The sequence below is a fragment of the Pseudomonas putida genome (assembly GCF_025905425.1).
Classification (GTDB): Bacteria; Pseudomonadota; Gammaproteobacteria; order Pseudomonadales; family Pseudomonadaceae; genus Aquipseudomonas; species Aquipseudomonas putida_AF.
The window spans coordinates 3,571,032-3,593,792 of record NZ_CP109603.1; the positions used below are offsets into that span (position 1 = coordinate 3,571,032).

17 protein-coding genes are annotated in these 22,761 nt (G+C 62.4%); 5 read left to right on the forward strand and 12 right to left on the reverse strand.

What is annotated here, in order from left to right; genetic code table 11:
• Positions 1-23: 23 nt before the first annotated feature.
• From sigX to ppsA, 7 genes are all read right to left on the reverse strand, one after another.
• Positions 24-590: an RNA polymerase sigma factor SigX gene (gene sigX / locus OGV19_RS15890; protein ID WP_264309630.1), complete on the reverse strand. Its 567-nt coding sequence runs from the start codon at positions 588-590 to the stop codon at positions 24-26.
• Positions 591-702: 112 nt separating this feature from the next.
• A complete protein-coding gene (locus OGV19_RS15895) occupies positions 703-1,527 on the reverse strand; it encodes a mechanosensitive ion channel family protein (protein WP_264309631.1) in 825 nt (274 codons plus the stop codon).
• A 2-nt stretch (positions 1,528-1,529) separates the two neighbouring features.
• Positions 1,530-1,793, reverse strand: a complete 264-nt coding sequence (locus tag OGV19_RS15900; RefSeq protein ID WP_033700486.1) for a hypothetical protein — start codon at positions 1,791-1,793, stop codon at positions 1,530-1,532.
• A 184-nt stretch (positions 1,794-1,977) separates the two neighbouring features.
• Entirely contained in the window at positions 1,978-2,973 is a 996-nt protein-coding gene (locus OGV19_RS15905; protein WP_264309632.1) for a divalent cation transporter CmaX, read from the reverse strand.
• A 27-nt stretch (positions 2,974-3,000) separates the two neighbouring features.
• Positions 3,001-3,492, reverse strand: a complete 492-nt coding sequence (gene rraA, locus OGV19_RS15910; protein WP_264309633.1) for a ribonuclease E activity regulator RraA — start codon at positions 3,490-3,492, stop codon at positions 3,001-3,003.
• Positions 3,493-3,712: 220 nt separating this feature from the next.
• Positions 3,713-4,741 carry an alpha/beta fold hydrolase gene (locus OGV19_RS15915; RefSeq protein WP_264309634.1) on the reverse strand — a complete coding sequence of 343 codons (1,029 nt, stop codon included), beginning with the start codon at positions 4,739-4,741 and terminating at the stop codon, positions 3,713-3,715.
• A 66-nt stretch (positions 4,742-4,807) separates the two neighbouring features.
• On the reverse strand, positions 4,808-7,183 hold the full coding sequence (gene ppsA / locus OGV19_RS15920) for a phosphoenolpyruvate synthase (RefSeq protein WP_264309635.1): 2,376 nt from the start codon (positions 7,181-7,183) through the stop codon (positions 4,808-4,810).
• Between the two features lie 171 nt (positions 7,184-7,354).
• Between ppsA and OGV19_RS15925 the strand changes: the two genes are divergently transcribed.
• Positions 7,355-8,179 (forward strand): posphoenolpyruvate synthetase regulatory kinase/phosphorylase PpsR, encoded by an 825-nt coding sequence (locus OGV19_RS15925; RefSeq protein WP_264309636.1) that lies wholly within the window; start codon positions 7,355-7,357, stop codon positions 8,177-8,179.
• Between the two features lie 165 nt (positions 8,180-8,344).
• Here the strand turns inward: OGV19_RS15925 and OGV19_RS15930 are convergent, their stop codons facing one another.
• Entirely contained in the window at positions 8,345-13,210 is a 4,866-nt protein-coding gene (locus OGV19_RS15930) for an NAD-glutamate dehydrogenase (RefSeq protein ID WP_264309637.1), read from the reverse strand.
• Between the two features lie 274 nt (positions 13,211-13,484).
• Between OGV19_RS15930 and OGV19_RS15935 the strand changes: the two genes are divergently transcribed.
• Entirely contained in the window at positions 13,485-13,838 is a 354-nt protein-coding gene (locus OGV19_RS15935; RefSeq protein ID WP_264309638.1) for a hypothetical protein, read from the forward strand.
• A 189-nt stretch (positions 13,839-14,027) separates the two neighbouring features.
• Here the strand turns inward: OGV19_RS15935 and OGV19_RS15940 are convergent, their stop codons facing one another.
• Positions 14,028-14,945 carry a LysR substrate-binding domain-containing protein gene (locus tag OGV19_RS15940; RefSeq protein ID WP_264309639.1) on the reverse strand — a complete coding sequence of 306 codons (918 nt, stop codon included), beginning with the start codon at positions 14,943-14,945 and terminating at the stop codon, positions 14,028-14,030.
• Positions 14,946-15,078: 133 nt separating this feature from the next.
• Between OGV19_RS15940 and OGV19_RS15945 the strand changes: the two genes are divergently transcribed.
• A complete protein-coding gene (locus OGV19_RS15945; protein WP_264313952.1) occupies positions 15,079-16,377 on the forward strand; it encodes an NAD(P)/FAD-dependent oxidoreductase in 1,299 nt (432 codons plus the stop codon).
• 43 nt (positions 16,378-16,420) lie between these two features.
• Positions 16,421-17,509: a polyamine ABC transporter substrate-binding protein gene (locus OGV19_RS15950; protein WP_264309640.1), complete on the forward strand. Its 1,089-nt coding sequence runs from the start codon at positions 16,421-16,423 to the stop codon at positions 17,507-17,509.
• Positions 17,510-17,527: 18 nt separating this feature from the next.
• Here the strand turns inward: OGV19_RS15950 and OGV19_RS15955 are convergent, their stop codons facing one another.
• Complete coding sequence (locus OGV19_RS15955; protein ID WP_264309641.1) at positions 17,528-17,893, reverse strand: avidin-fold protein; 366 nt, start codon at positions 17,891-17,893, stop codon at positions 17,528-17,530.
• 163 nt (positions 17,894-18,056) lie between these two features.
• Between OGV19_RS15955 and OGV19_RS15960 the strand changes: the two genes are divergently transcribed.
• Positions 18,057-18,485 (forward strand): NUDIX hydrolase, encoded by a 429-nt coding sequence (locus tag OGV19_RS15960; protein WP_264313953.1) that lies wholly within the window; start codon positions 18,057-18,059, stop codon positions 18,483-18,485.
• Between the two features lie 17 nt (positions 18,486-18,502).
• Here OGV19_RS15960 and OGV19_RS15965 read toward each other — a convergent pair whose 3' ends face one another.
• Together OGV19_RS15965 and OGV19_RS15970 are read right to left on the reverse strand one after the other, a co-directional pair.
• Positions 18,503-21,592 (reverse strand): MexW/MexI family multidrug efflux RND transporter permease subunit, encoded by a 3,090-nt coding sequence (locus OGV19_RS15965; protein ID WP_264309642.1) that lies wholly within the window; start codon positions 21,590-21,592, stop codon positions 18,503-18,505.
• Complete coding sequence (locus OGV19_RS15970; RefSeq protein ID WP_264309643.1) at positions 21,589-22,686, reverse strand: efflux RND transporter periplasmic adaptor subunit; 1,098 nt, start codon at positions 22,684-22,686, stop codon at positions 21,589-21,591. Before OGV19_RS15970 ends, OGV19_RS15965 begins: the two co-directional genes overlap by 4 nt.
• Between the last annotated feature and the right edge of the window lie 75 nt (positions 22,687-22,761).

The following is a 22,761-nucleotide window of genomic DNA, read 5'->3' on the forward strand; positions in this document are numbered from 1 at the left end:
TCGTTAGAGCTATTTGCACGGGGTTAAGTTTCCTCTACCCCGTGAAATTTCTCCCTAAGCTTGTCTAGCGCGCGCTTGTAACGCATTTTCGTCGCGCTCAGGCCCATGTGCATGATATCGGCGATTTCCTGAAATTCCAGTTCTGCGACAAAACGCAGCACCAGGATTTCCCGGTCGATCGGGTTCACATGCACCAGCCATTTGTCCAGCCCGCCTTTTTCTTCGGGTTTTGGAGCCTTGTCCTCGGACGCCTCTTCAACAGGGTCCAGACTCAAGGCATCCATCAACCGACGTTTACGGCGCTCCTTGCGGTACTGGGTAATGCACTCGTTGTAGGTGATGCTGTAGAGCCAGGTCTTGAACTTCGACTTACCCTCGAAGTTTTTCAGCCCGTAAAGCACTTTGAGCATCACTTCCTGACAGACATCGTCGGCATCCCGGTCGTTCCCTAAATAACGTGCACACACGTTGAACAGGGTCCGCTGGTAGCGCCGCATGAGCTCCTCATAGGCGCGGGTAACGTGGTACAGCTCCTCATGCGAACGCGCCACCAACTCTTCGTCGGTGAGCTCGCGGGGGTCATAACGCATGGGCGGCGAATGAACTTTATTCAAAACGGATCTGGCCGACAGTCAGGTCAATGTCGCCGCGCGACCCCGTGGGTCGATTTCGCGGCGGCATACATTAACAGCTTTTGTGCGGTTAGCGGCTATTCACGCGCTGCTCAAGCAGCTCACGGTTAGACAGCGACACCAGTTCGCCATCATCGGTCAACAGCGTTGTCTTGACCGTGCCGATTTCCTCGATATGCCCTTCGACCTCTCCAATCCGCACCTGCTGGCCGACCTGGTACAGTTCACGCACGTAGATTCCGGCCAGAATCTGCCCGGCGATTTCGCGGCTGCCCAGGCCCATGGCCAAGGCAACGGCCAGACCAACGGTAATCAGCCCGATGACGATAACGTGGTTGAGCAGGTCGGTCTTGACCTCAAGCTGGCTGATGGCCACCGAGATGCTGATGATGATCACCAGGCCTTGGGTGATACGCCCAAGACCTGCGGAATACTCAAGGCCAATGCCTTCGGCTGCACCGCGTACCAGGCCATTTGCCACTTGTGCCAATAGCACGCCGGCCAGCAGCACCAGCGCCGCGCCAAACACTTTAGGCAGGTACAGGGCGAGCATGTCGAGGGTCGCCGACACCCGCTCAAGGCCCAGCGATTCAGCGGCCGAGACGAGGAAAATCAGCAACACGAACCAGTAGACGATCTTGCCAATCAGGGTCGAAATCGGCACCTGGATGCCAGCCCGACTCAGCATCTTGGTCAGCCCGGTACCGGCCATCAGGCGGTCCAGGCCGAGCTTGGCCAGCAGCTTGGACAGCAGCGCGTCGAGCAGCTTGGCCACCACAAAACCGAGCAGCACCACGACCAGCGCGCCGAACAGGTTAGGGATGAAGTTCGCCACCTTGGTCCAAAGGGCAGTCATGGCGGTGACCAGGCTTTGGGTCCAGAGATCCAGTTCCATATTCAATCGGCCTTATCTGCTTTGCTGCCGGTGGCAGCGTTGCGGGTAGAGTTTCTACGCACGGGCGCAACATGCGCCGAGCCATTGTTGACGGCAATCAGCAGCGCCTGGCTCCAACGGCCAAGCAGGCTGAACAGATCACCCGCACCGACCTGGCGGTTGGCGGTTTTCAGCACACGACCCAGGCATGCAGCGTCGTCTCGGTCCTGGCCGGACGGCGACGCCTTGAGCAGGTCGCGCAGGGATTCTTCAAACGGATCGTGCATGGGCACCTCGCGCAGTATCAGCAAGAGACGAGATGGCACAGCGATGGGTCACACATCGCATTGGGACGAATGTTTCAAAATGAACAAGCGTTGGGGACTTCGCGGGCAAGCCCGCTCCCACAGGGAGCGCATACCTGTGGGTGCGGGCTTGCCCGCGAAGAGGCCGGGACAGGTCAATAGCCATTCATACCCACCGCAACCGGCGGAACAACCACCACTGCCCCACCGCCAGGCCCAGCACCAGCAGGCTGGCGAACAGGAAACCATACGGGCTGTTCGACCCCGGAATACCGCCGACATTGATGCCGAGCAGCCCGGTGACAAAGCTCATGGGCAGAAAAATGCAGGTGATGATGCCGAAGCGATACATGGTCCGGTTCATCCGCTCGCTGCGCCGCCGATCCTCGCTCTCAAGCACCAGCGCGGCCCGCTCGCGGGTCAACTCCAGCTCTTCGAGGTAGCGAATCAGGCTGTTGTTCAGTTCGTTCCAGTAGTCGGCATCGGCATCGGCAAACCAGCTCCACTTGCTGCGTGACAGCTGCGCGTAGATTTCACGCTGCGGCGCCAGAAAACGCCGCAAGCCGGCGGCGCGGCGACGGATCTGCTGCAGGCTGCCTTGCTCGGGGGTATACCGTTCGTCGGATTCGACCTTTTCTTCTTCGATATCGACCAGCTCGGACAGGTCGCTGACAAGACCCTGGACCTTTTCAGTCAGCAGCTCACCCATCAGCAACAGCAATTCGGAAGCCGACTTCGGCCCCCTGCCCTCGCTGAGCAACTGGAGAATCTCGTCACTGGCCCTGAGCGGCCTCAGGCGCAGCGAAATGACCCGCTGGGCCTCGGCGAAGATGCGCACCGAGACCATGTCCTCAGGCTCGGCGCCTGGGTTGAGGTTGACCCCGCGCAAGAACAGCAACAACTGTTCATCTGCCAACGGCAGCAAGCGCGGCCGGGTGTTTTCTTCCAGCAGCAGCTCGCAGGCAAACTCGCTCAGGCCGCTGTCTCGCAGCAGCCAGGTGCGGGTTTGTGGATGGCTGCGGTCCCAGTGCAGCCAAAGGCTTTCCTGGGGGTGCAGCTGCAGGTCGTCCAGTTCGGTACGGGCAATCGAGCGCGCGCCGCCTTTGCCATCGAGCACCAGGGCATGCACCAGCCCCCACTGCGCGTTGTCTTCCTCGAACATCAAAGCTCCATCAGCGCGTGCGGCGCATCACTCCGGCATTTTCAGCGGGCTTGGCGAGACCACTACGCCATTGTTGTCGGCATACACATACTCACCCGGGCGGAAGGTCACACCGGCGAAGGTCACCGGCACGTTTAGCTCGCCAATGCCCTGCTTGTTGCTTTTTTTCGGGTGGCTGGCCAGGGCCTGCACGCCGACGTCGGTCTGGATCAGGATGTCCACGTCGCGTACGCAGCCGTAGACCACCAGGCCTTCCCAGCCGTTCTTGGCGGCTTTCTCGGCCAGCATGTCGCCCAGCAGCGCACAGCGCAGCGAACCGCCACCGTCGACCACCAGCACCTTGCCCTTGCCGTCGAGCTCGACCTGCTCCTTGACCCGCGAGTTGTCTTCAAAGCACTTGAGGGTGACGATCTGGCCACCGAACGAATCGCGGCCACCGAAGTTGCTGAACATTGGTTCGAGGACCTGGACCAGGTCCGGGTAGGCGTCGCACAGGTCGGGCGTTACGTAATGCTGCATGGGAAGCTCCTGTCAGTCACAACGAAAGCGGATATGGGCCAAGGCTACACCGGAGAGGCTGTTGACGTCATCCGGGACTGAGCAGTCAGTTGCATTCCTTCTACACTGACCTCTTCGCGGGGCAAGCCCGCTCCCACAGGATCACTGCAGCCCTTAGGCCAGTGGTATTCCTGTGGGAGCGGGCTTGCCCCGCGAAGAGGCCAGTAAAGGCCGCACAGAATCAGCTGGCCAACACAGGCTCCGCCGCCACAATCGACGCATGCACCGGCACCATCGGGTCTTTCAACCAGCGCTCCACCAACGGCCAGACCTGCGCCTGGGCCGCCTTGCTGACCAGCATGTCGACATGCCCGAATGCCTCGAAACCTTCCTCGCGCCCCAACCGCAGAAACTGCTTGCGCGCCCCGCCCAGTTGCTCGAACAGCTTGCGGCAAGCCCATACAGGGTCCTGGAAGTCCCCTGCACCGGCCACTGCCAGCACCGGCACATCAATCTGCGAAAGCCCTGCCCACCAGTCATTGTCCTTGTCGCCAAAGCGTCCGAACAGGCCGTGCCAGCGCATGCTTTCGAGTGCCAGGCCAATCGGCTCATCCTCGGGGCCACGCTTTAACCGCTGCCCCGGAATCTGCCTCCAGCGCTTGAGCAGCAACTTCGCCCCCCACACCACCGGCGGCACTTTCAAGGGCCAGTACACCCGGCTGACCTGGGTGCCGAAGAACGCGGCGCTGGCAACCTGCTCAGGGGGCAAGAAACCACCACCCAGCGCCGCAGCCAGGGTTGTCCCGCCCAAGGAATGGCCAATCCAGTGCGGCGCCTGGCCGGCCTGTTCCTGAACGAAAGCGGCGATCAAGGGCAAGTCATCGCGGGCGTAATCGGCGACACGGTTGTGCTGCCACTGACGGTTGCGCGGCGACAGGCCATGGCCACGCATCTCCGGGATCCACACATCGAAACCTGCGCGGGCCAGAAACGCGCCCAGGCCGATGCCTTTGGGCGAATACCAGAAACGGCGGTTGGAAAAGCTGCCGTGCAGAAGAATGACCGGTACGCCTTGGGCGCCCGGCTGGTCGGCCAGCCCAAGGCGGGTCACGGCCAGCTCGACGCTTGGGTCGGGGCTGTTGCCGGCCTTGATCCGGTACACGTCCTCGCTCAGATCGCCTCGGCGTTCAGCGCTGAGCAAGGCCACGGGAAATAAAGTGCTGCTGCTATGCATAAGGTTGCTTGGTGCACAAAAAAGGGCGGGAACCATTGCTGGAACTCGCCCTGGATCAAACCAGGCGGGGGCACGCCAGACGCACCCCCGCAATTCACTGGATCAGGCTGCGCCCTGGCCCTCGGCCAGGAAGAACCAGGTCTCGAGCACCGAGTCCGGGTTCAGCGACACGCTCTCGATACCCTGCTCCATCAGCCATTTGGCCAGGTCCGGGTGGTCCGATGGGCCCTGGCCGCAGATGCCGATGTACTTGCCGGCCTTGTTGCACGCCTGGATGGCGTTGGCCAGCAGCTTCTTGACGGCCGGGTTACGCTCGTCGAACAGGTGCGCAATGATGCCCGAGTCACGGTCCAGGCCCAGGGTCAGCTGGGTCAGGTCGTTGGAGCCGATCGAGAAGCCGTCGAAGTACTCAAGGAACTCTTCGGCCAGAATCGCGTTGGACGGCAGCTCGCACATCATGATCACGCGCAGGCCGTTGTCGCCACGGGCCAGGCCGTTTTCGGCCAACAGGTCGATGACCTGGCTGGCTTCGCCCAGGGTGCGCACGAACGGCACCATGATCTCGACGTTGGTCAGGCCCATTTCGTTGCGCACGCGCTTCAGGGCGCGGCATTCGAGCTCGAAGCAGTCACGGAACGATTCGCTGATGTAACGCGAAGCGCCGCGGAAGCCCAGCATCGGGTTCTCTTCTTCTGGCTCGTACAGCTTGCCGCCGATCAGGTTGGCGTACTCGTTGGACTTGAAGTCCGACAGGCGCACGATGACCTTTTTCGGGTAGAAGGCGGCCGCCAGGGTGCTGATGCCTTCGACCAGCTTCTCGACATAGAAACCGACCGGGTCGTCGTAACCGGCGATACGCTTGTCGACGCTGTCCTTGAGCTCTGCCGGCAGGCCAGCGTAGTTCAGCAGCGCCTTGGGGTGCACACCGATCATGCGGTTGATGATGAATTCCAGGCGCGCCAGGCCGACACCGGCGTTGGGCAGCTGGGCGAAATCGAAGGCACGGTCCGGGTTGCCGACGTTCATCATGATCTTGAACGGCAGGTCCGGCATGGCATCAACCGAGTTCTGCTTGATGTCAAAGCCCAACTCACCTTCGAAGATGAAGCCGGTATCGCCTTCGGCGCACGACACGGTCACGCCCTGGCCGTCTTTGAGCAGTTGGGTGGCGTTGCCGCAACCAACCACTGCCGGAATACCCAGTTCACGGGCAATGATCGCCGCATGGCAGGTACGCCCACCACGGTTGGTGACGATGGCGCTGGCGCGCTTCATGACCGGCTCCCAGTCCGGGTCGGTCATGTCGGAGACCAGTACGTCGCCTGGCTGAACCTTGTCCATCTCGGACACGTCGTTGATCACGCGGACCTTGCCAGCGCCGATGCGTTGGCCGATTGCGCGGCCTTCGACCAGTACGGTGCCCTTCTCTTTGAGCAGGTAGCGTTCCATGACATTGGCGCTGGAACGGCTTTTTACCGTTTCAGGGCGCGCCTGAACGATGTACAGCTTGCCGTCGTCACCGTCTTTGGCCCACTCGATGTCCATCGGGCGCTGATAGTGCTGCTCGATGATCATGGCCTGCTTGGCCAGTTCGTTGACTTCGGCATCGCTCAGGCAGAAGCGCGCACGCTCGGCACGGTCGACTTCGACGGTCTTGACCGAACGACCGGCCTTGGCCTCGTCGCCGTAGATCATCTTGATCGCCTTGCTGCCCAGGTTGCGGCGCAGGATCGCCGGGCGGCCTGCCTGCAGGGTGTTCTTGTGCACGTAGAATTCGTCAGGGTTGACCGCACCCTGCACCACGGTTTCACCCAGGCCGTAGGCGCCGGTGATGAACACCACGTCACGGAAGCCCGACTCGGTGTCGAGGGTGAACATCACACCGGCGGTGCCGGTTTCCGAGCGGACCATGCGCTGCACGCCGGCAGACAGGGCCACCAGCTTGTGGTCAAAGCCCTGGTGCACGCGGTAGGCAATGGCGCGGTCGTTGAACAGCGAGGCAAACACTTCCTTGGCCGCGCGGATCACGTTATCGACGCCGCGGATGTTCAGGAAGGTTTCCTGCTGGCCGGCGAACGAGGCGTCCGGCAAGTCTTCTGCGGTGGCAGAAGAGCGCACGGCAACGGCCATGTTGTCATTGCCGGCGGCCATTTCGGCGAAGGCTATACGGATTTCCGAATCAAGACGTGCCGGGAATTCGGCTTCCATGACCCACTGGCGAATCTGCGCGCCGGTTTTGGTCAGGGCGTTGATGTCATCCACATCCAGCGCATCGAGTGCGGCATGGATCCGCTCGTTGAGACCACTCTGTTCGAGAAAATCGCGATACGCCTGCGCCGTAGTGGCAAAGCCGCCCGGCACCGATACACCAGCACCCGCAAGGTTGCTGATCATCTCGCCCAGGGATGCGTTCTTGCCCCCCACATGCTCCACATCATGGACGCCGAGCTTATCGAGGGAAACTACGTACTCTACCAAGGTGATCTCTCCACTAACTGTGTTGGAAAAGCTCAAAGGCGCCCGCCTGTCTTCTTTGACTTGGCCGGGCGTTTGTGGCCTGTACCTGGAAAATAAGTGAGAATGCCGACAGCCGCATTCGGCAAACCGAACTTATCATATCCAAGAAACGTCATCAGCTTAAGGCCCAGGATGCAAATGAAAAGAACCGCGTTCTTCATCTCCGACGGCACCGGCATCACTGCCGAGACCCTGGGGCAAAGCCTGCTCGCTCAATTCGAAAGCATTCCGTTCAATAAATTTACCCGTCCTTACATCGATTCGCCGGACAAGGCGCGGACCATGGTGCAGCAAATCAACGCGGCTGCCGAGCGCGACGGTGTGCGCCCAATCATCTTCGACACCATCGTCAATCAGGACATCCGTGAAATCCTGGCCACCTCAAATGGCTTCATGATCGACATCTTTTCGTCGTTTTTATCCCCGCTTGAGCAGGAATTGACCGCCCATTCGTCGTATTCCGTGGGCAAATCGCACTCGATTGGCGGCAACTCCAACTACATGGAGCGTATCGAGGCGGTCAACTTTGCCCTGGACAACGATGATGGCGCGCGCACGCACTACTACGACAAGGCCGACCTGATTCTGGTCGGCGTTTCGCGCTGCGGCAAGACGCCAACCTGTCTGTACATGGCGATGCAGTTCGGTATCCGTGCGGCCAACTACCCGCTGACCGAAGACGACATGGAACGCCTGCAACTGCCGGCGGTGCTGAAAAAGCACCACAACAAGCTGTTCGGCCTGACCATCGACCCCGACCGCCTGACCGCCATTCGCCACGAACGCAAGCCCAACAGCCGCTATTCGAGCTTTGCCCAGTGCGAGTTCGAAGTCCGCGAGGTAGAGAGCCTGTTCCGTCGGGAGAACATTCCCAATATCAATTCCACGCATTTTTCGGTGGAAGAGATTTCGGCGAAGATTCTGGTGGAGAAAGGCGTGGAGCGCAGGTTCAAGTAAGCCTGCAGTGGCCTCTTCGCGGGGCAAGCCCGCTCCCACAGGTTGGACTGCCCTCAGGTTAAGTGGGCAACCTGTGGGAGCGGGCTTGCCCCGCGAAGAGGCCGGGACAGCCCCCTAAAAAAGCCCCGGCATCACTGCCGGGGCTTTTTCATTTCAGAGCAACGATCAGGACGGCACCACCACCGCCTGCCCGCTCATGGCCAGGTCGACCAGCTCGCGGTTGGCCACTGCATACATCGCATAGTCAGTGCCGGTGGCATTGCGCAGGTCGTCCAGCATTGCGCGCCAGCGCTCGACCATCACCCGGTGCTGCTCGGCCCACAGCGCCACACGGGCATCCATGTCCTGCGGTGCATCGACCATCTGCAGCACGGAAATGGTGATCGCCCGCTGCTGCAGGTCGATGTCGTCGCGGAATGCCTCACGGGCCAGGGCCTGCCAGTTGTTTTCCACCGGCAGGTTGCTGATCTCCTGCAGGTACCAGGTCAGGTCCAGCGAGCTGCCAACGGCGAAGAACGCCTTGGCCACCTGCGCCGGGTCATGGCCGGTGACGTCAGCCGCCTCGATGATCGGCAACAGCGTGTACAGGTGGCTGGTACCGGCCACCATGCGGGCCAACAGTTCAGGTACACCGGCTTCGACGAAGGCCTGGTAGCGAACCATCCAGCGCTCGCGGGTCGGCCCTTCCAGCAGTTCGTCGAGCTTGAGCCCCAATTGCGCGATCTTCGGCCCGAAGTGCGCGGTGTCGCGCCCGGCGTCCTGCTCGTTGCGACGGCTGCGCAGGAACCAGCGGGTAGCGCGACGGCCCAGACGCATCAACTCGTCCATCAGGGTCAGCTGGATCTCGGCCGGAACCTGATAATCCAGCGCTTCGATCTGACGGAACCAGTGCGGCAGGTGGAAGATGTCACGCACGATCACATAGGCGCCCGCCACGTTGGCCGGGCTCATGCCAGTGGACTCTTTCAAGCGCTGGACAAACGTGATGCCCATGTTGTTGACCAGGTCGTTGGCGATCTGGGTGCTGACGATCTCGCGCTTCAGACGGTGGCGACGCATGGACTCGGCAAACTTGCTGACCAGCGACGGCGGGAACGCGGTCTCCATGTCGCGGGTCAGGTAGTCGTCATCCGGCACCAGCGACTTGAGCAGTTGCTCCTTGAGGTCGATCTTGCTGTACGAGATCAACACCGACAGCTCGGCACGGGTCAGGCCTTGGCCAGCCGCCAGGCGCTCGGCCAGTTGCTCTTCGGACGGCAGGAACTCGATGGCACGGTCCAGCTTGCCACGCCCTTCCAGGTCCGCCATCAGGCGCTTGTATTCGGCAATCCGCTCGCGGGCGCGGCGGGCCGCCAAAGACAGCGCCTGGGTCTGCTTGTAGTTGTTGCCCAGCACCAGCGCGCCGACTTCTTCGGTCATGCTGCCGAGCAGCTGGTTACGCTGCTTCTCGGTCATGTCGCCACCCTGCACCACTTCATTGAGCAGGATCTTGATATTGACCTCGTGGTCCGAGCAGTCCACGCCGCCGGCGTTGTCGATGAAATCGGTGTTGGTCGCGCCGCCATTGAGGCCGAACTCGACCCGGCCAAGCTGGGTCATGCCCAGGTTGCCGCCCTCGCCCACCACCTTGCAGCGCAGCTCGTTGCCATTGACGCGCAAGGCGTCGTTGGCCTTGTCGCCGACATCGGCGTGGCTTTCGCTGCTGGCCTTGACATAGGTGCCGATGCCGCCGTTCCACAGCAGGTCGACCGGCGCCTTGAGCAGTGCATTAAGTAGCTCGGTCGGGGTCAGGCGGTCGGCTTCGATGGCGAAGCGTTCTTTCATCTGCGGGCTGATGGCAATGCTCTTGGCGCTGCGCGGGAAGATCCCGCCGCCTTCGGACATGATGCTGGTGTCGTAGTCGCTCCAGGCCGAACGCGGCAGGTCGAACAGGCGCTTGCGCTCGGCAAAGCTGTTGGCCGGCTCCGGGTTCGGGTCGATGAAGATGTGCAGGTGGTTGAACGCCGCCACCAGTTTGAGCTTGTCGGACATCAGCAAGCCGTTGCCGAACACGTCGCCGGCCATGTCGCCGACGCCGATCACGGTGATCGGGTCTTCCTGCACATTGATGCCGCGCTCGCGGAAGTGGCGCTGCACGCCCACCCAGGCGCCACGGGCGGTGATGCCCATCTTCTTGTGGTCATAACCGGCCGAGCCGCCCGAGGCAAAGGCGTCACCCAGCCAGAAGCCGTAGTCGATGGCAATGCCGTTGGCGATGTCGGAGAACGTCGCGGTGCCTTTGTCGGCAGCCACCACCAGGTACGGGTCGTCATCGTCGTGCCGCACCACGTTGGCCGGCGGCACCACGCCACCGTCCTTGAGGTTGTCGGTGATGTCCAGCAGCCCGGAAATGAAGATGCGGTAGCAGGCGATGCCTTCGGCGGCGATCTCGTCACGGCTGCCGCCCAGGGGCAGGCGGCGCGGCAGGAAGCCACCCTTGGCGCCGACCGGCACGATGACCGAGTTCTTCACCTGCTGGGCCTTGACCAGGCCGAGCACCTCGGTGCGGAAGTCTTCTTCGCGGTCCGACCAGCGAAGGCCGCCGCGGGCAACGTTGCCAAAGCGCAGGTGCACGCCCTCGACCCGTGGCGAATAGACGAAGATCTCGAACTTGGGTACCGGCTTTGGCAGCTCGGGGATCAGCTTGGGGTTGAACTTGAAGCTGAAGTACGACTTGTTTTGGCCGCTGGCGTCCGGCTGGTAGAAGTTGGTACGCAGGGTGGCCTTGATCAGGTCCAGGTAGCGACGCAGGATGCGGTCCTCGTTGAGCACCTGAACATCGTCCAAGGCGCTCAGGATCGCGTGCTCCAGGCGTTGCTGCTTGTCGTCCAGGTCGTCCTGGGTGAGCTTGCGCGCCAGGTAGAAGCGGGTCTTGAACAACCGGGTCAGCTCGCGGGCGATGTCGGTGTGGTTGTTCAGGGTACTGGCGATGTAGCCCAGGTCGAAGCCCAGGCGGATCTGCTTGAGGTAGCGGGCATACGCGCGCAGCAGTGCCACATCGCGCCATGGCAGGCCGGCGGTCAGCACCAGGCGGTTAAAGGCGTCGTTCTCGGCGTCGCCGCGGACAATATGGATGAACGCATCCTGCAAGGTGTCGTTGAGCTGCTGGATATCCAGGCTCAGGCCTTCGCTGTAAGTGAAGGCGAAGTCATGGATCCAGTACTCACGGCCATTGGCGTGACGCAGGCGATACGGGAACTCGCCCAGTACGCGCAAACCGAGGTTTTCCAAAATCGGCAGGACATCGGACAGCGCCAGCGGCGTGTCGGCGTGGTACAGCTTGCAATGCAGGGTACGCTCGCCAACCTGGGTCAGCGGCTGGTAGAAACTCATGGCCAGCGGCTTGCTTTCGGACAGCCCCAGCACATGCTGCAGGTCGACCACGGCCGAATGCGCAGCAAAGCGCTCGCGGTAGCCCGCCGGGAAGCCTTTGGGGAAGTCCGCCAGGATATTGGTGCCCTGGGCTTCGCCGAAATTCTCCACCACCAGGGTTGAGTAGTCGTCGTGCCACGAGCGGCACGCCTGGATCACTTCGTTTTCCAGTAGTTGCGGGTCGATGTCGATGCGGTTCTTGGGGTCGACCCGCAGAATCAACTGCACCCGCGCCAGTACCGACTCGGAGAAGAAGGTCCAGAACTCGCAATCGCTGGCTTTGAGGCGCTCCATCAGCACCTGCTGGATCTTCTGCCGCACTTCAGTGGAGTAGATTTCACGCGGCACATAAGCCAGGCAATAGCAGAAGCGGCCGTAAGGGTCCTTGCGCAGGAACACGCGGATCTTGTTGCGCTCCTGGATCTGCACGATGGACATGACTGTGCTGAACAGCTCGTCGATCGGCGTCTGGAACAGGTCGTCGCGCGGCAGCACTTCTAGCACCTGGGCCAGTTCCTTGCCCAAGTGCGCCTTGGGATCGAAGCCCGAGCGGCGCTCCACTTCGGCAACTTTCACCCGAATGTAGGGGATGGCATGCACGCTCTCGCCATACACCGTAGAGGTGTACAGGCCCATGAAGCGGTGCTCCTTGACCACCTTGCCGTCGGCGTCCAGCTGGCGGATCGACACGTAGTCCGGGTAGGCCGGGCGGTGCACACGGCTGGGCAGCGCGGCCTTGGCGAAGGACAACAGCAGCGGCTCGTTGAGGTAGGCCACGGCGTAGTCTTCGATACGCAGTTCTTCAGGCGTCAGCCCTACGCGCAAACGCCGCGGCAGGCCGAGGAAGGACTGCTCGTCATAGACCATCTGGCCGCCATCGCTGCCGCCCTGAACGGTGAACTCTTCGTAGCCCAGGAAGGTGAAATGGTTGTCCAGCAGCCACTCGAGAAACGCCTTTACCTCGCCTTTGTCATGCTGCGCCGGGCCGAAGGCGGTCTGCTCTACCTTCGCCACGACGTCGCGCAGCTTGGCCTTCATCGGCTCGAAGTCGGCTACCACCACACGCACTTCGGCCAGCACCTGCTCGATCTCGCGGGCCAAAACCGTCAGTTCGGCGGCGTTGGCGCAACGGTCGATCTCCAGGTACATCAGCGACTCATGGCGCACACCCTCGCCGTGGGTACCCTTGGGCAGCAGCTCAAGCAGCTCGCCTTTGGCGCCACGGCGCACGCTCAGGACCGTGGTCTGCAAGGTGTGGATGCTGTAGCCGCGACGGTTGAGCTCGGTGCGCACCGAGTCGACCAGAAACGGCAAGTCGTGGTGCAACACCTCGACCACGGTGTGGGTCGACTGCCAGCCATTGCGTTCGTAATCTGGGTTGTACACCCGCACTTGGGGTTGTTCGGCGTCAAAGCGCTCGATGATGCGCCAGGCAGAAAGGGTACAGCCAGCCAGGTCGGAAAGCCTGCGCTGGGTGAGTTCGTCCAGAGAAATGATGCCGAAGAACTGTTCGGCGAACAGCGCCACTTGTGGCAGTGCCTGCTCGCTGATGTGCTGCGCCAGAGCCGCTTGCAGTTGATGCTGGAAGTCGGCCTTGCTGGCTGCGGTGAAAAACGCCATCTGTGGTACTCCGCTTGGGCTTTGTAATAATTGAAGCGTCGCTCGCGTGCGCCGTGTACGGATCAACGATAGCCAACCCGTGGCAAGGCGGACGGTTATAACCAGGCGTTGAACGTGCAAAGCACGCCCAGGTCTCGCCGAAGCTTAACGACTGAGTAGTCACCAACGCTTGCAGCGCTGCGACAATTTCGGTCAAGGGGCGGTAACTTTACGTTTATGGATGCCTGCAAGACTGTCAGAATTCCCTTCCGTTTCCTTTGACCTGAGCCTGTTCATGCAAATCAAGACCGCCCTGCTCTTCGCCACCCCTTGCGATGACGAGGAAGACAACATGGCGACCCTCTGCTGCCACAGCGACAAGGGTCAGATGTTCCTGCTTACCCGCTATCCGGATGAAGACACGGTCGACCTGACCCTGGATGACGAGCCCTCGACGCTGGATGGACTGAAAGTGACGCTGACCGCCCAGCGCCTGCTGATCGAAGTGGCGGCCGGGGATCGCGATGCGCTGAGGGGGGATGAAGCGCTGGAGATCATCCTGACCAGCGAGCTGAGCGACATGGACGAGGTGAAGGAGACACTGCAGAACATTCTTGAGGGGACGGGGACGTTTGTCTGCGAGGTTTGAGGGAGCAGCCCGGTGGGAGCAACTGTTTTGCTCGGGTTTGTAAAGACGGCGTGCCCCCTGTGGGAGCGGGCTTGTCCCGCGAACACGGGCGAAGCCCGTGCCATCCACCCCGGCGGCTGCTTCGCGGGACAAGCCCGCTCCCACAGGGGTCTGGGCGGGCTTTAAAGATGGCGAGCAAGAAAGCTGCTCTTACCTGACCGCCATGCCAGCGCGAGTCTGCTCCAGCTGCGCCTCAAACCACTGCAACACCGCCGTGCAGGCCGGGTGCGCCGCCCCGCTGTCGCGCAACCAAAGTGCATACACCCCACCGGTCTTCAGCGGCTCGCCAAACGGCACGATCAGGTCACCCCGGGCCAGCGCATCGTGCGCCAGCACCTGGTCTGTCATGGCCACACCCAGGCCGCGCGCGGCGGCATCCAGCGCTAGGTCGTCAAGGTTGAACATCAGGTGCTTGTAACTGCGCTCGGGGCGATCCTGATGCGCCTGCAGCCACAGGGTCCACTCATGGCGCGCGGTCGAGCCGTGGATCAGCGCATGATCACCTAGCGCGTGCAGCGAACGTGGCGGTAACTGTCCGTCGCCCAGGCGCGGCGCACAGACCGGGACCAGGTACTCATCGAACAACACCGTCAACGGCCGCTCATCAAGGCCATCACGCAAGTACAGCACATACGCATCGCAGTCCCCGCTGGTTTCCACCACCTCCCCGCTCACGGTCTCGATCGACAGGCATAACGACGGATTCAGCGCATAAAAGCTGCTCAGCCTGGGCAGCAACCAGCGCACCGCCAACGAAACGAAAATACGGATACGAAACGGTCGGTCCACGGGCGCCGGCGAAAGCCGTTGCGCCAAAGCCCGCAGGTCGTTCAGGGCTTCGAATGCCACCGCATAGACATCACGGCCATGTTCTGTCAGCGCCACTTTGCGGCTGGTGCGATCAAACAGCGCCACACCGTAATGCTCCTCCAACTGCTGAACCTGGCGGCTGATCGCGCTCTGGGTCAGGTGCAACTGCCTGGCAGCCTCGGTAAAGCTGCTGCTGTCCGCTACGTGGATGAGCGCCTGAAGGGCTTGAAGCGAGGGAACACGAAAGATTTTATCCATGCGTTTCAAGAATAGCTGAATGAAATATTAACGTTAGAAACACAGCCACAGCCCTCGTAAATTAGGCCCTGAAGGCGCACCCAAGACAAACACCGATTACCCGTGCGCATTGATTGTGGAGAAGCTGATGGCAATCGACAACCGCTGTGGATGGATTGCGCTGGCGGGCGAGTCTGCCCCGCACCCGCGCCTCGAAGGCCAGCACACCTGCGACTGGCTGATCATCGGCGGCGGCATCACCGGCCTCGCTGCCGCCCACACACTGGCCGCACGCTTCCCGGGGCAACGCATCGTCCTGCTTGACCGGCAACGCGTGGCCCAGGGCGCTTCGGCACGCAACTCGGGCTTTGCCGTCAGCCATGAGCTGCCCTCGCCCGACGAATTGCTCGGCAACCCCGGTTTTGCCAGCTTTGAAGTGGCCTCGCGCATTGGTGTGGCTGCGGCCCAAGAGGTGCGCCAGCGTATCGCCGAACTGGGCATCGCCTGCGAGTACGATGACGGTGGGTACCACTTCGCCGTGCATCGGCCCGCACACTTGCAACAGGCCGAGGCCGTGATTCGCACACTCGAAGCCGTTGGCGCCAGCGCCCGCTACCTGGAAGGCGAAGCCCTGCAACAACGCCTAGGCAGCGGTTTCTACACCCGCGCCATCCATTGCGCCGGCGGCAACGCACTGCTGCAACCGGCAAAGTATGTGCGGGGCCTGGCGGACAGCCTGCCCAAATCGGTGGACGTTTACGAGCACAGCGCGGTGCAAAACCTTCGCCGCGCCGGGCAAGGCTGGCAGGCCCGCACTGATACTGGCGTGATCAACGCCACCCAGGTGCTAGCCTGCGTCGGCGCGTTTTTGCCCAGGGTCGGCGTGCACCAGAGCGGCACCTTCCCGCTGGAACTGAGCGCCAGCATCACCCGCCCACTCACGGAGCCTCGCTGGCAAAGCCTGTTCGGCGAGCGCACCTGGGGCGTGCTGTCGACCTTGCCGGGCGGCGCCACCCTGCGCCTGCTGCCGCGCCGACGGCTGCTGATTCGCAACACCGTGGAGTACCGCCAGCGCGACCTCAATGGCGCGCAACTGCAGGCCCGCCGGCAACAGCATCTGCAAGGGCTGGAAAAGCGCTTCCCCGGGCTGTCCGCCAAGGACCTCGAATACACCTGGACCGGCCACCTGAGCGGCACCCGTTCCGGCGAGCCTTGCTTCGCGCGGATCGATGAAGGGCTGCATGCCGTGGCCGGCTGCAATGGTTCGGGGGTCGCGCGCGGCACGCTGTGGGGCAGGCTGCTGGTTGACATGGCCAGCGCCTCGACCTCAGCGCTGCTCACCGACGTGCTCGGCCAGGCCCAACCCGGTTACCTGCCGCCCCGCCCGTTCTTCGATATCGGCGCATCCCTGCGCATGGCCTGGGAAGTGCGCCGCGCGCGGCTAGAACGTTGACCGCCATGAGTACTTGCGCACACTTACAACAACAGAGGGCAAGATGATGAAACGTACCTGCATGGCCGTGCTGTCCGCGGCGTTGTTCAGCCTGACGGCCCAGGCCGCCGAGTCGGTGAATATCGCCAACTGGAGCGGCTACATTGCCGATGACACCTTGGCAGAATTCGCCCGCCGCACCGGCATCCAGCCCACCTACGACCTGATCGACAGCAACGAGACGACCGAGGCCAAGCTGATGACCGGCGGCAGCGGCTACGACCTGGTCAGCCCGTCCAACCATTTTCTGCCCAGGCTGATCAAGGCCGGCGCCATCCAGGAGCTCGACCGCAGCAAGCTGCCCAACTGGCACAATCTCGACCCCAAGCTGATGCAGCTGCTGGAAACCAGCGACCCTGGCAACCGCCATGCCATCCCCTACATGTGGGTGACCACGGGCATCGGCTACAACATCGACAAGATCAAGGCCATCTTCGGCAATACCGATGTCACCCAGTCTTGGCAAATGCTGTTCAACCCGGAAAACATCCGCAAACTCAGTGCCTGCGGCGTGGCGTTCCTCGACAACCCGACGCAGGTGTTGCCCATCACCCTCAAGGTATTGGGGCTCGACCCGCACAGCCAGCGCCCTGAAGACCTGAAACAAGCCGAAGCGGCGCTCATGGCGATTCGCCCTTCGATCAGCTACTTCCATCAGTCCAAGTACGTCAGCGACCTGGCCAACGGCAACATCTGCGTCGCGATCGGCTTCAGCGGCGATGTACTGCAGGCAATGAACAGCGCGCAGCAGGCGAACAACGGCGTGCACCTGGGCTACAGCATCCCCCGTGAAGGTTCGACAGTAGCGGTGGACATGGTGGTCATACCAAAAGCTGCGCCGCACCTGGATGCGGCCTATGCCTACCTGAACTACCTGCTCGACCCCCAGGTCATGGCGCATATCAGCAACGCGGTGAAGTACCCCAATGGCAATGCGGCGTCATTGCCGTATGTGGACCCGGTACTGCGCGACAACCCTGCGGTGTACCCACCCCAGGCCGTGCTGGATACGCTGTTCCCGATCCAGACCTTGTCACCGGCGGGCATGCGCTTGAGCACCCGTTTGTGGACCCGGGTGATCAGCGGCAAGTGAGCGATGCGGGGGCTCCGGTTACTCGACGAACTCGACGTAACTGGATTCCCCACCCCCTGTCGCGCCCGACAACCAGCCCCAAACGAAGTGCAGCGTGGTACGACCGGCGTGATCCACCCCTAGCGTACCGCGCGACCAGCCAGCCAGCATTTCACCCTCCGTGGTTAAACACTGAAAAAGCAGTTCGAGGGTGTCGGGGCCTGTCACCCGGCCTACCTGGCTGCCGATACGGATACGGCCGCCCTGGTAATGGCTGGTAATAGCGCCTTCGTCGACAAAATAATGAAAAATCGTGCCCGTGCCTGATAACCCTTGTGTGTTGTTCGCTACCGCGAATCGGCGATTGTGCAAGCGCTCGCCGACCTGTGAATTCGCATTCTCCATCAGTGTCGTGTCCTTCCAGTGAGAGATCCATTCCAGCCTGTGCACACCTTAAACCAGAACGATCCCTGCTGGGCGTATTGCGCGGTTGTATGACCTGATGACCACCACCGACCGTCTGAACACGTATGATGCCTGGCCCACAATGGCCGATACGGAAATCATCATGCTCCCGGACAAGGCGTGCGCAGTCGTCCTCTCACCCTCGGCGCAGCCCGGCATTCTGTTGTTCCGCCATCCGCAGGCGGGCGTGCAACTGGTCAAGGGCTCCATCGAAAACGGCGAAACGCCGAGGGAAGCCGCCCTGCGTGAATTGGCTGAAGAGTCTGGCATCCACGACGCCACGATCAAAGACGACCTGGGGTGCTGGGATGCCGGCCATCTTGGGCAGACCTGGTCGTTTCACCTGTGCCGGGTGGAGGGTGCTGTACCTGAACGGTGGTCCCATCAGACGCTGGACGACCATGGCCACACCTTCGCGTTTTTCTGGGCTTCGCTTGATCATTTGCCTTATTCCGAGTGCCACCCGGTCTTTCAGCGAGCGCTGAGCTTCGTGAGCGAAGCGCTGAAACGGGGCGGCCACTGGACCGTATAACAGGGCCAGGTGATCGCTCACTGCACACGCACCCCGAGGCTGTGCTCGGCCTCTGCCAATTGTTGTTTGCGCAACGAGATCAGCCGGTGATCCCGCGCCAACCAGGTGTAGATCGCCGGCAGCACGAACAAGGTGAACAGCGTGCCGATCAACATGCCGCAGACAATCACCACGCCAAGGCCGAAGCGGCTGTTGGCCCCTGCTCCACTGGCAAACAACAGCGGTATCACGCCGAAGGTCATCGCCGCCGTGGTCATCAACACCGGGCGCAGGCGAATCTGCGCGGCGCGGATGATGGCCGCCGCGCGATCAAGGTTGTCGCGCACCTGAATTTCGTTGGCGAACTCCACCATCAGGATGCCGTGCTTGCTGATCAGCCCGATCAGCGTGACCAAGCCGATCTGCGTGTAGATATTCAGCGTGGCCCAGCCCAGCGCCAGCGGCAGTAAGGCACCGCAGATCGACAGGGGCACGGTCACCAGGATGATCAATGGGTCTACCAGGCTTTCGTACTGCGCGGCCAGTACCAGGTAGATCACCACCAAGGCGGCAAGAAACGCCCACATCAGGGCAAAGCCTTCCTGCACATACTGGCGCGACTCCGATTGCCAGTCATGGCTGAAACCGGGCGGCAGCTCGGCGGCAAGCTGCTGCAGATACGCCACGGCCTTGCCCATCGAGACACCGGGCGCGGGGATGGCCTGCAGGGTGCTTGCATTCTGCTGGTCGAATTGCAGAAGGCGGTTAGGCGCGACCTGCATGTCCAGGCGCACCACCGTGGACAGCGGCACCAGGCTGCCATCTTCGGCCCGCACGTACTGGCGATTCAGTGCCGACGGTGTCAGGCGCTGGTCTTGAATGCTTTGCGGGATCACGTCATAGGCGCGGCCGAACAGGGCGAAACGGTTCAAGTACTGCTCGCCCACCAGCACGCCCAGGGATTCCCCGATGGCCTGCATGCTGATCCCAAGGCTCGCCGCCTTGGCGCGGTCGATGCGAACGTTCACCACCGGGTTGTTGTAGTCCAGGTCGCTGTCCACCACGCTGAACAAACCGCTCTCGCGGGCGCGCTGCTTGAGCACTTCCATCGTCTGGTACAGCACCGGGTAATCCTGGGCACTGCGCAACACCATCTGTACCGGCAAGCCGCCACTGGAACCGGGCAACGACGCCACCTGGAAGGCGAAGATACTGCTCCCTTCGATGTCCGCAACCGCCTGTTGCAACTGCGCCTGGATCTGCGCGGCAGAACGCTCGCGCTGCTGCCATGCGCTGAGGTTGATGCCACCGAAACTGGCCGCCGTGCCGTCGGTGCCGTTGATGATCCAGGTATCGGTGGTTTCGGCAATCGACTTCATCACGTGGTCGAGTTTGCTGGCGAAGCGCTCCACATAGTCCAGGCTCGCATGTTGCGGCGATTTGATCGCAGTCAGCACCGCCGCCTGGTCCTCCGGCGGCGCCAACTCGCGCTGCGGCAACAGGTACAGCCAGGGCAGGCTCAGGCACACCAGCAGGGCAACGCCCGCGCTGATCCAGCGCCGCGACAAGGTGTAAGCCAAGACCTGTGCGTAGGCCGCCGTCAGCCCACCGAACACCCTCTCGGCGAAGTGGGCCATGGCGCCGTCCTGCTGGCCGGGCTTCAACAGCAGCGAACTCATCACCGGCGATAGCGTCAGCGCCACGATGCCCGAAACGATCACCGCCCCTGCCAAGGTCAAGGCGAACTCACGGAACAGCGTGCCGGTCAGCCCGCCCATCAAGCCAATGGGGGCGTACACGGCGGCCAGGGTCAGGGTCATGGCGATCACCGGGCCGGCGATTTCGCGCGCACCGGCCAACGCCGCCGCCACGGGCGTCTGCCCCTCTTCGATGTGGCGGTGCACGTTTTCCACCACAACGATGGCATCGTCCACCACCAGGCCGATAGCCAACACCATCGCCAACAACGTCAGCAAGTTCAGGCTGAAGCCGAACGCCAGCATCAGCCCCGCCGCCCCGAGCATCGACAAGGGGATGGCCACCACCGCAATCGCCACGCTGCGCAGCGACCCCAGGCACAGCCAGATCACCAGCACGACGATCAGCATTGCCTCCACCAGCGTGCGTAACACCTCTTCGATCGAAGCCTCGATGAACCGCGCGGTTTCATAGGCCAGCGCCACCTTCACGCCGGGCGGGAGGGTTTGCTGGATCTGCGGCAGCAACTCGCGAATGCCTTCCACGATCACCAGCGGGTTACCCGACGGTGTCGGGAACAACCCCAGGTGCACCGCAGGCTTGCCATCCATGGTGGCACTGGTGCGGGTGGCCGCTGCGTTCAATTCGACAGTGCCCACATCACGCAAACGCACAAGGTCCGTGCCATCGTTGCGAATGATCAGGTCACGGAAGTCTTCGACGCGGGTCAGGTCGGTATCGACCTGGATGTCGGCCAGCACGAACTGCCCACGCACCTGCCCCGGCGTCGCCTGGTAGTTGTTGGCCCGCACCGCTTGCGCGACGTCGGCAGCAGTCACCCCGCGTCCGGCCATCTGCTCGCTGTCGAGCCACAGGCGCATGGCCAGGTTCTGCCCGCCGAAGGTCTGCACCTTGGCAACGCCGTCGATCCCCGAAAGCAGCGGCTCGGCCACCCGCGACAGGTAATCACTCAGCTCTGGGATAGACAGGCTCTCGCTGGAGAAGCCCACATACGCGACTGCCGTGGAGTCACCCGCAGACAGCTCCACCACCGGGTCGTAGGCTTTCTCCGGCAAGCGGTAGCGCACCTGGTTGACCTTGGCCATGGTCTCGGCCAGCGCCTGGGTCGAGTCCCGATTGAGCACCATGCGCAAGGTAATCAGGCTGCGCCCCTGCAGCGACGATGAAGACATATAGTCCACGCCCTCTACCGAGGACACCGCCTGGCTGATCGGCTGGGTCACAAAACCTTGCATCAGTTCGGCGGAGGCACCGGGGTAGTCGGTACTGATGGTGATCGTCGCACTCTCCAGCAACGGGTACTGGCGCACCGGCAGCTTGCCCAGGGCGAACAGCCCCATCAGCACGATCAGGCTGCTGACCACCAGCGCCAGCACCGGGCGGCGCACGAAGATATCGGTGAATTTCACGATTGATGCCCCCCGGCCCGGTCCAGCAAGCTGTCCTCAGCCACCTGCTCGACCTGCATGCCATCACTCAATTTCAACTGGCCTGAAACCACTACCCTGTCGCCCGGCGCGAGGCCCGAGATGATCTCCACACGCCCCTGCCAACGCTCACCGGTCGTCACCCGCACCCGGCTGACGCTGATCCCGCGCTGCTGATCCTGCGTGGCAATGAACACCGTCTGCCCGTAGGCGGTATAGGTAATCGCGGTTTCCGGCACGGCCAGCACCCTTGACGGCTGCGTGGCGGGCAGACGCACGCCGGCATACATGCCCGGTTGCAACTGCCCGTCCAGGTTGGGCAAGGCGGCCTGCACCTGGACCAGCCGCGACTTGCTGACCAGCGGGTCGACCGCTACTACCCGGGCCTGAAACGCCCGCCCGCGCGCAGCATCGACCGTCAGCTCCAGCACCTGCCCGACACTGACCTCGGGGGCAGCCTGTTCGCTCAGGGAAAAATTGACGTGCAGTTGGCGCGTGTCCGTCAGGCTGGCAATCGCTTCGCCAGCGCCCAGGTACTGGCCCTGGTGGACACGGCGGATGCCGACCTTGCCTGCGAACGGTGCGCGTATGGCTTTTTGCGCAATCAGCGCTTCGACATGCTGCAGTTCGCCCATGGCCACATCCACGGCCGTGGTCGCGTTGTCCAGCAACTCCTGCGAAACGGCATTCAGCGCACGCAGCTTGCGCGCACGCTGCGCCGCGATGTGAGCATTGCGCAGCTTCGCCCGCAGTTGCACCCGCAGGGCCTGCTCGGGCGCATCGTTGAGCTGCACCAGCAACTGCCCAGCGCTGACAGCCTGCCCAGACTCGAACGCGATCTGCGTGATGCGCCCTGGCGCCTCGGCGGCCACCTGTACCTGATTGACGGCTTCCAGTTCCCCCGACGCAAAGGTGTTGCGCGCCACCTCGACCTGCTCGACCGTGGCCAGTGCCACCTTGGTCGCCGGCCAGGCCGCCACCGCCTCGCCCGATGCACGGCTACCCGTCAGCGCGTATACGCCGACCAGCACGCATGCCACTGCGCCAGCCCAGGCCATAAGCATCCTTTTGTTCATGCATTGCTCCGATCATCAGGGGAAAGCAGTTGCGGGAAAGATCGGGCAGGACTATAAGAGCTCAACTTAACTTGA

Coding starts and splice junctions, on each gene's coding strand:
- OGV19_RS15900 (WP_033700486.1), bottom strand. CDS start 1,793: ATGCACGATCCGTTTGAAGAATCCCTGCGCGACCTGCTCAAGGCGTCG.
- OGV19_RS15915 (WP_264309634.1), bottom strand. CDS start 4,741: ATGGTTCCCGCCCTTTTTTGTGCACCAAGCAACCTTATGCATAGCAGC.
- OGV19_RS15925 (WP_264309636.1), top strand. CDS start 7,355: ATGCAAATGAAAAGAACCGCGTTCTTCATCTCCGACGGCACCGGCATC.
- OGV19_RS15930 (WP_264309637.1), bottom strand. CDS start 13,210: ATGGCGTTTTTCACCGCAGCCAGCAAGGCCGACTTCCAGCATCAACTG.
- OGV19_RS15895 (WP_264309631.1), bottom strand. CDS start 1,527: ATGGAACTGGATCTCTGGACCCAAAGCCTGGTCACCGCCATGACTGCC.
- OGV19_RS15955 (WP_264309641.1), bottom strand. CDS start 17,893: ATGGAGAATGCGAATTCACAGGTCGGCGAGCGCTTGCACAATCGCCGA.
- OGV19_RS15960 (WP_264313953.1), top strand. CDS start 18,057: ATGCTCCCGGACAAGGCGTGCGCAGTCGTCCTCTCACCCTCGGCGCAG.
- OGV19_RS15950 (WP_264309640.1), top strand. CDS start 16,421: ATGATGAAACGTACCTGCATGGCCGTGCTGTCCGCGGCGTTGTTCAGC.
- OGV19_RS15935 (WP_264309638.1), top strand. CDS start 13,485: ATGCAAATCAAGACCGCCCTGCTCTTCGCCACCCCTTGCGATGACGAG.
- OGV19_RS15905 (WP_264309632.1), bottom strand. CDS start 2,973: ATGTTCGAGGAAGACAACGCGCAGTGGGGGCTGGTGCATGCCCTGGTG.
- OGV19_RS15940 (WP_264309639.1), bottom strand. CDS start 14,945: ATGGATAAAATCTTTCGTGTTCCCTCGCTTCAAGCCCTTCAGGCGCTC.
- rraA (WP_264309633.1), bottom strand. CDS start 3,492: ATGCAGCATTACGTAACGCCCGACCTGTGCGACGCCTACCCGGACCTG.
- sigX (WP_264309630.1), bottom strand. CDS start 590: ATGCGTTATGACCCCCGCGAGCTCACCGACGAAGAGTTGGTGGCGCGT.
- OGV19_RS15970 (WP_264309643.1), bottom strand. CDS start 22,686: ATGAACAAAAGGATGCTTATGGCCTGGGCTGGCGCAGTGGCATGCGTG.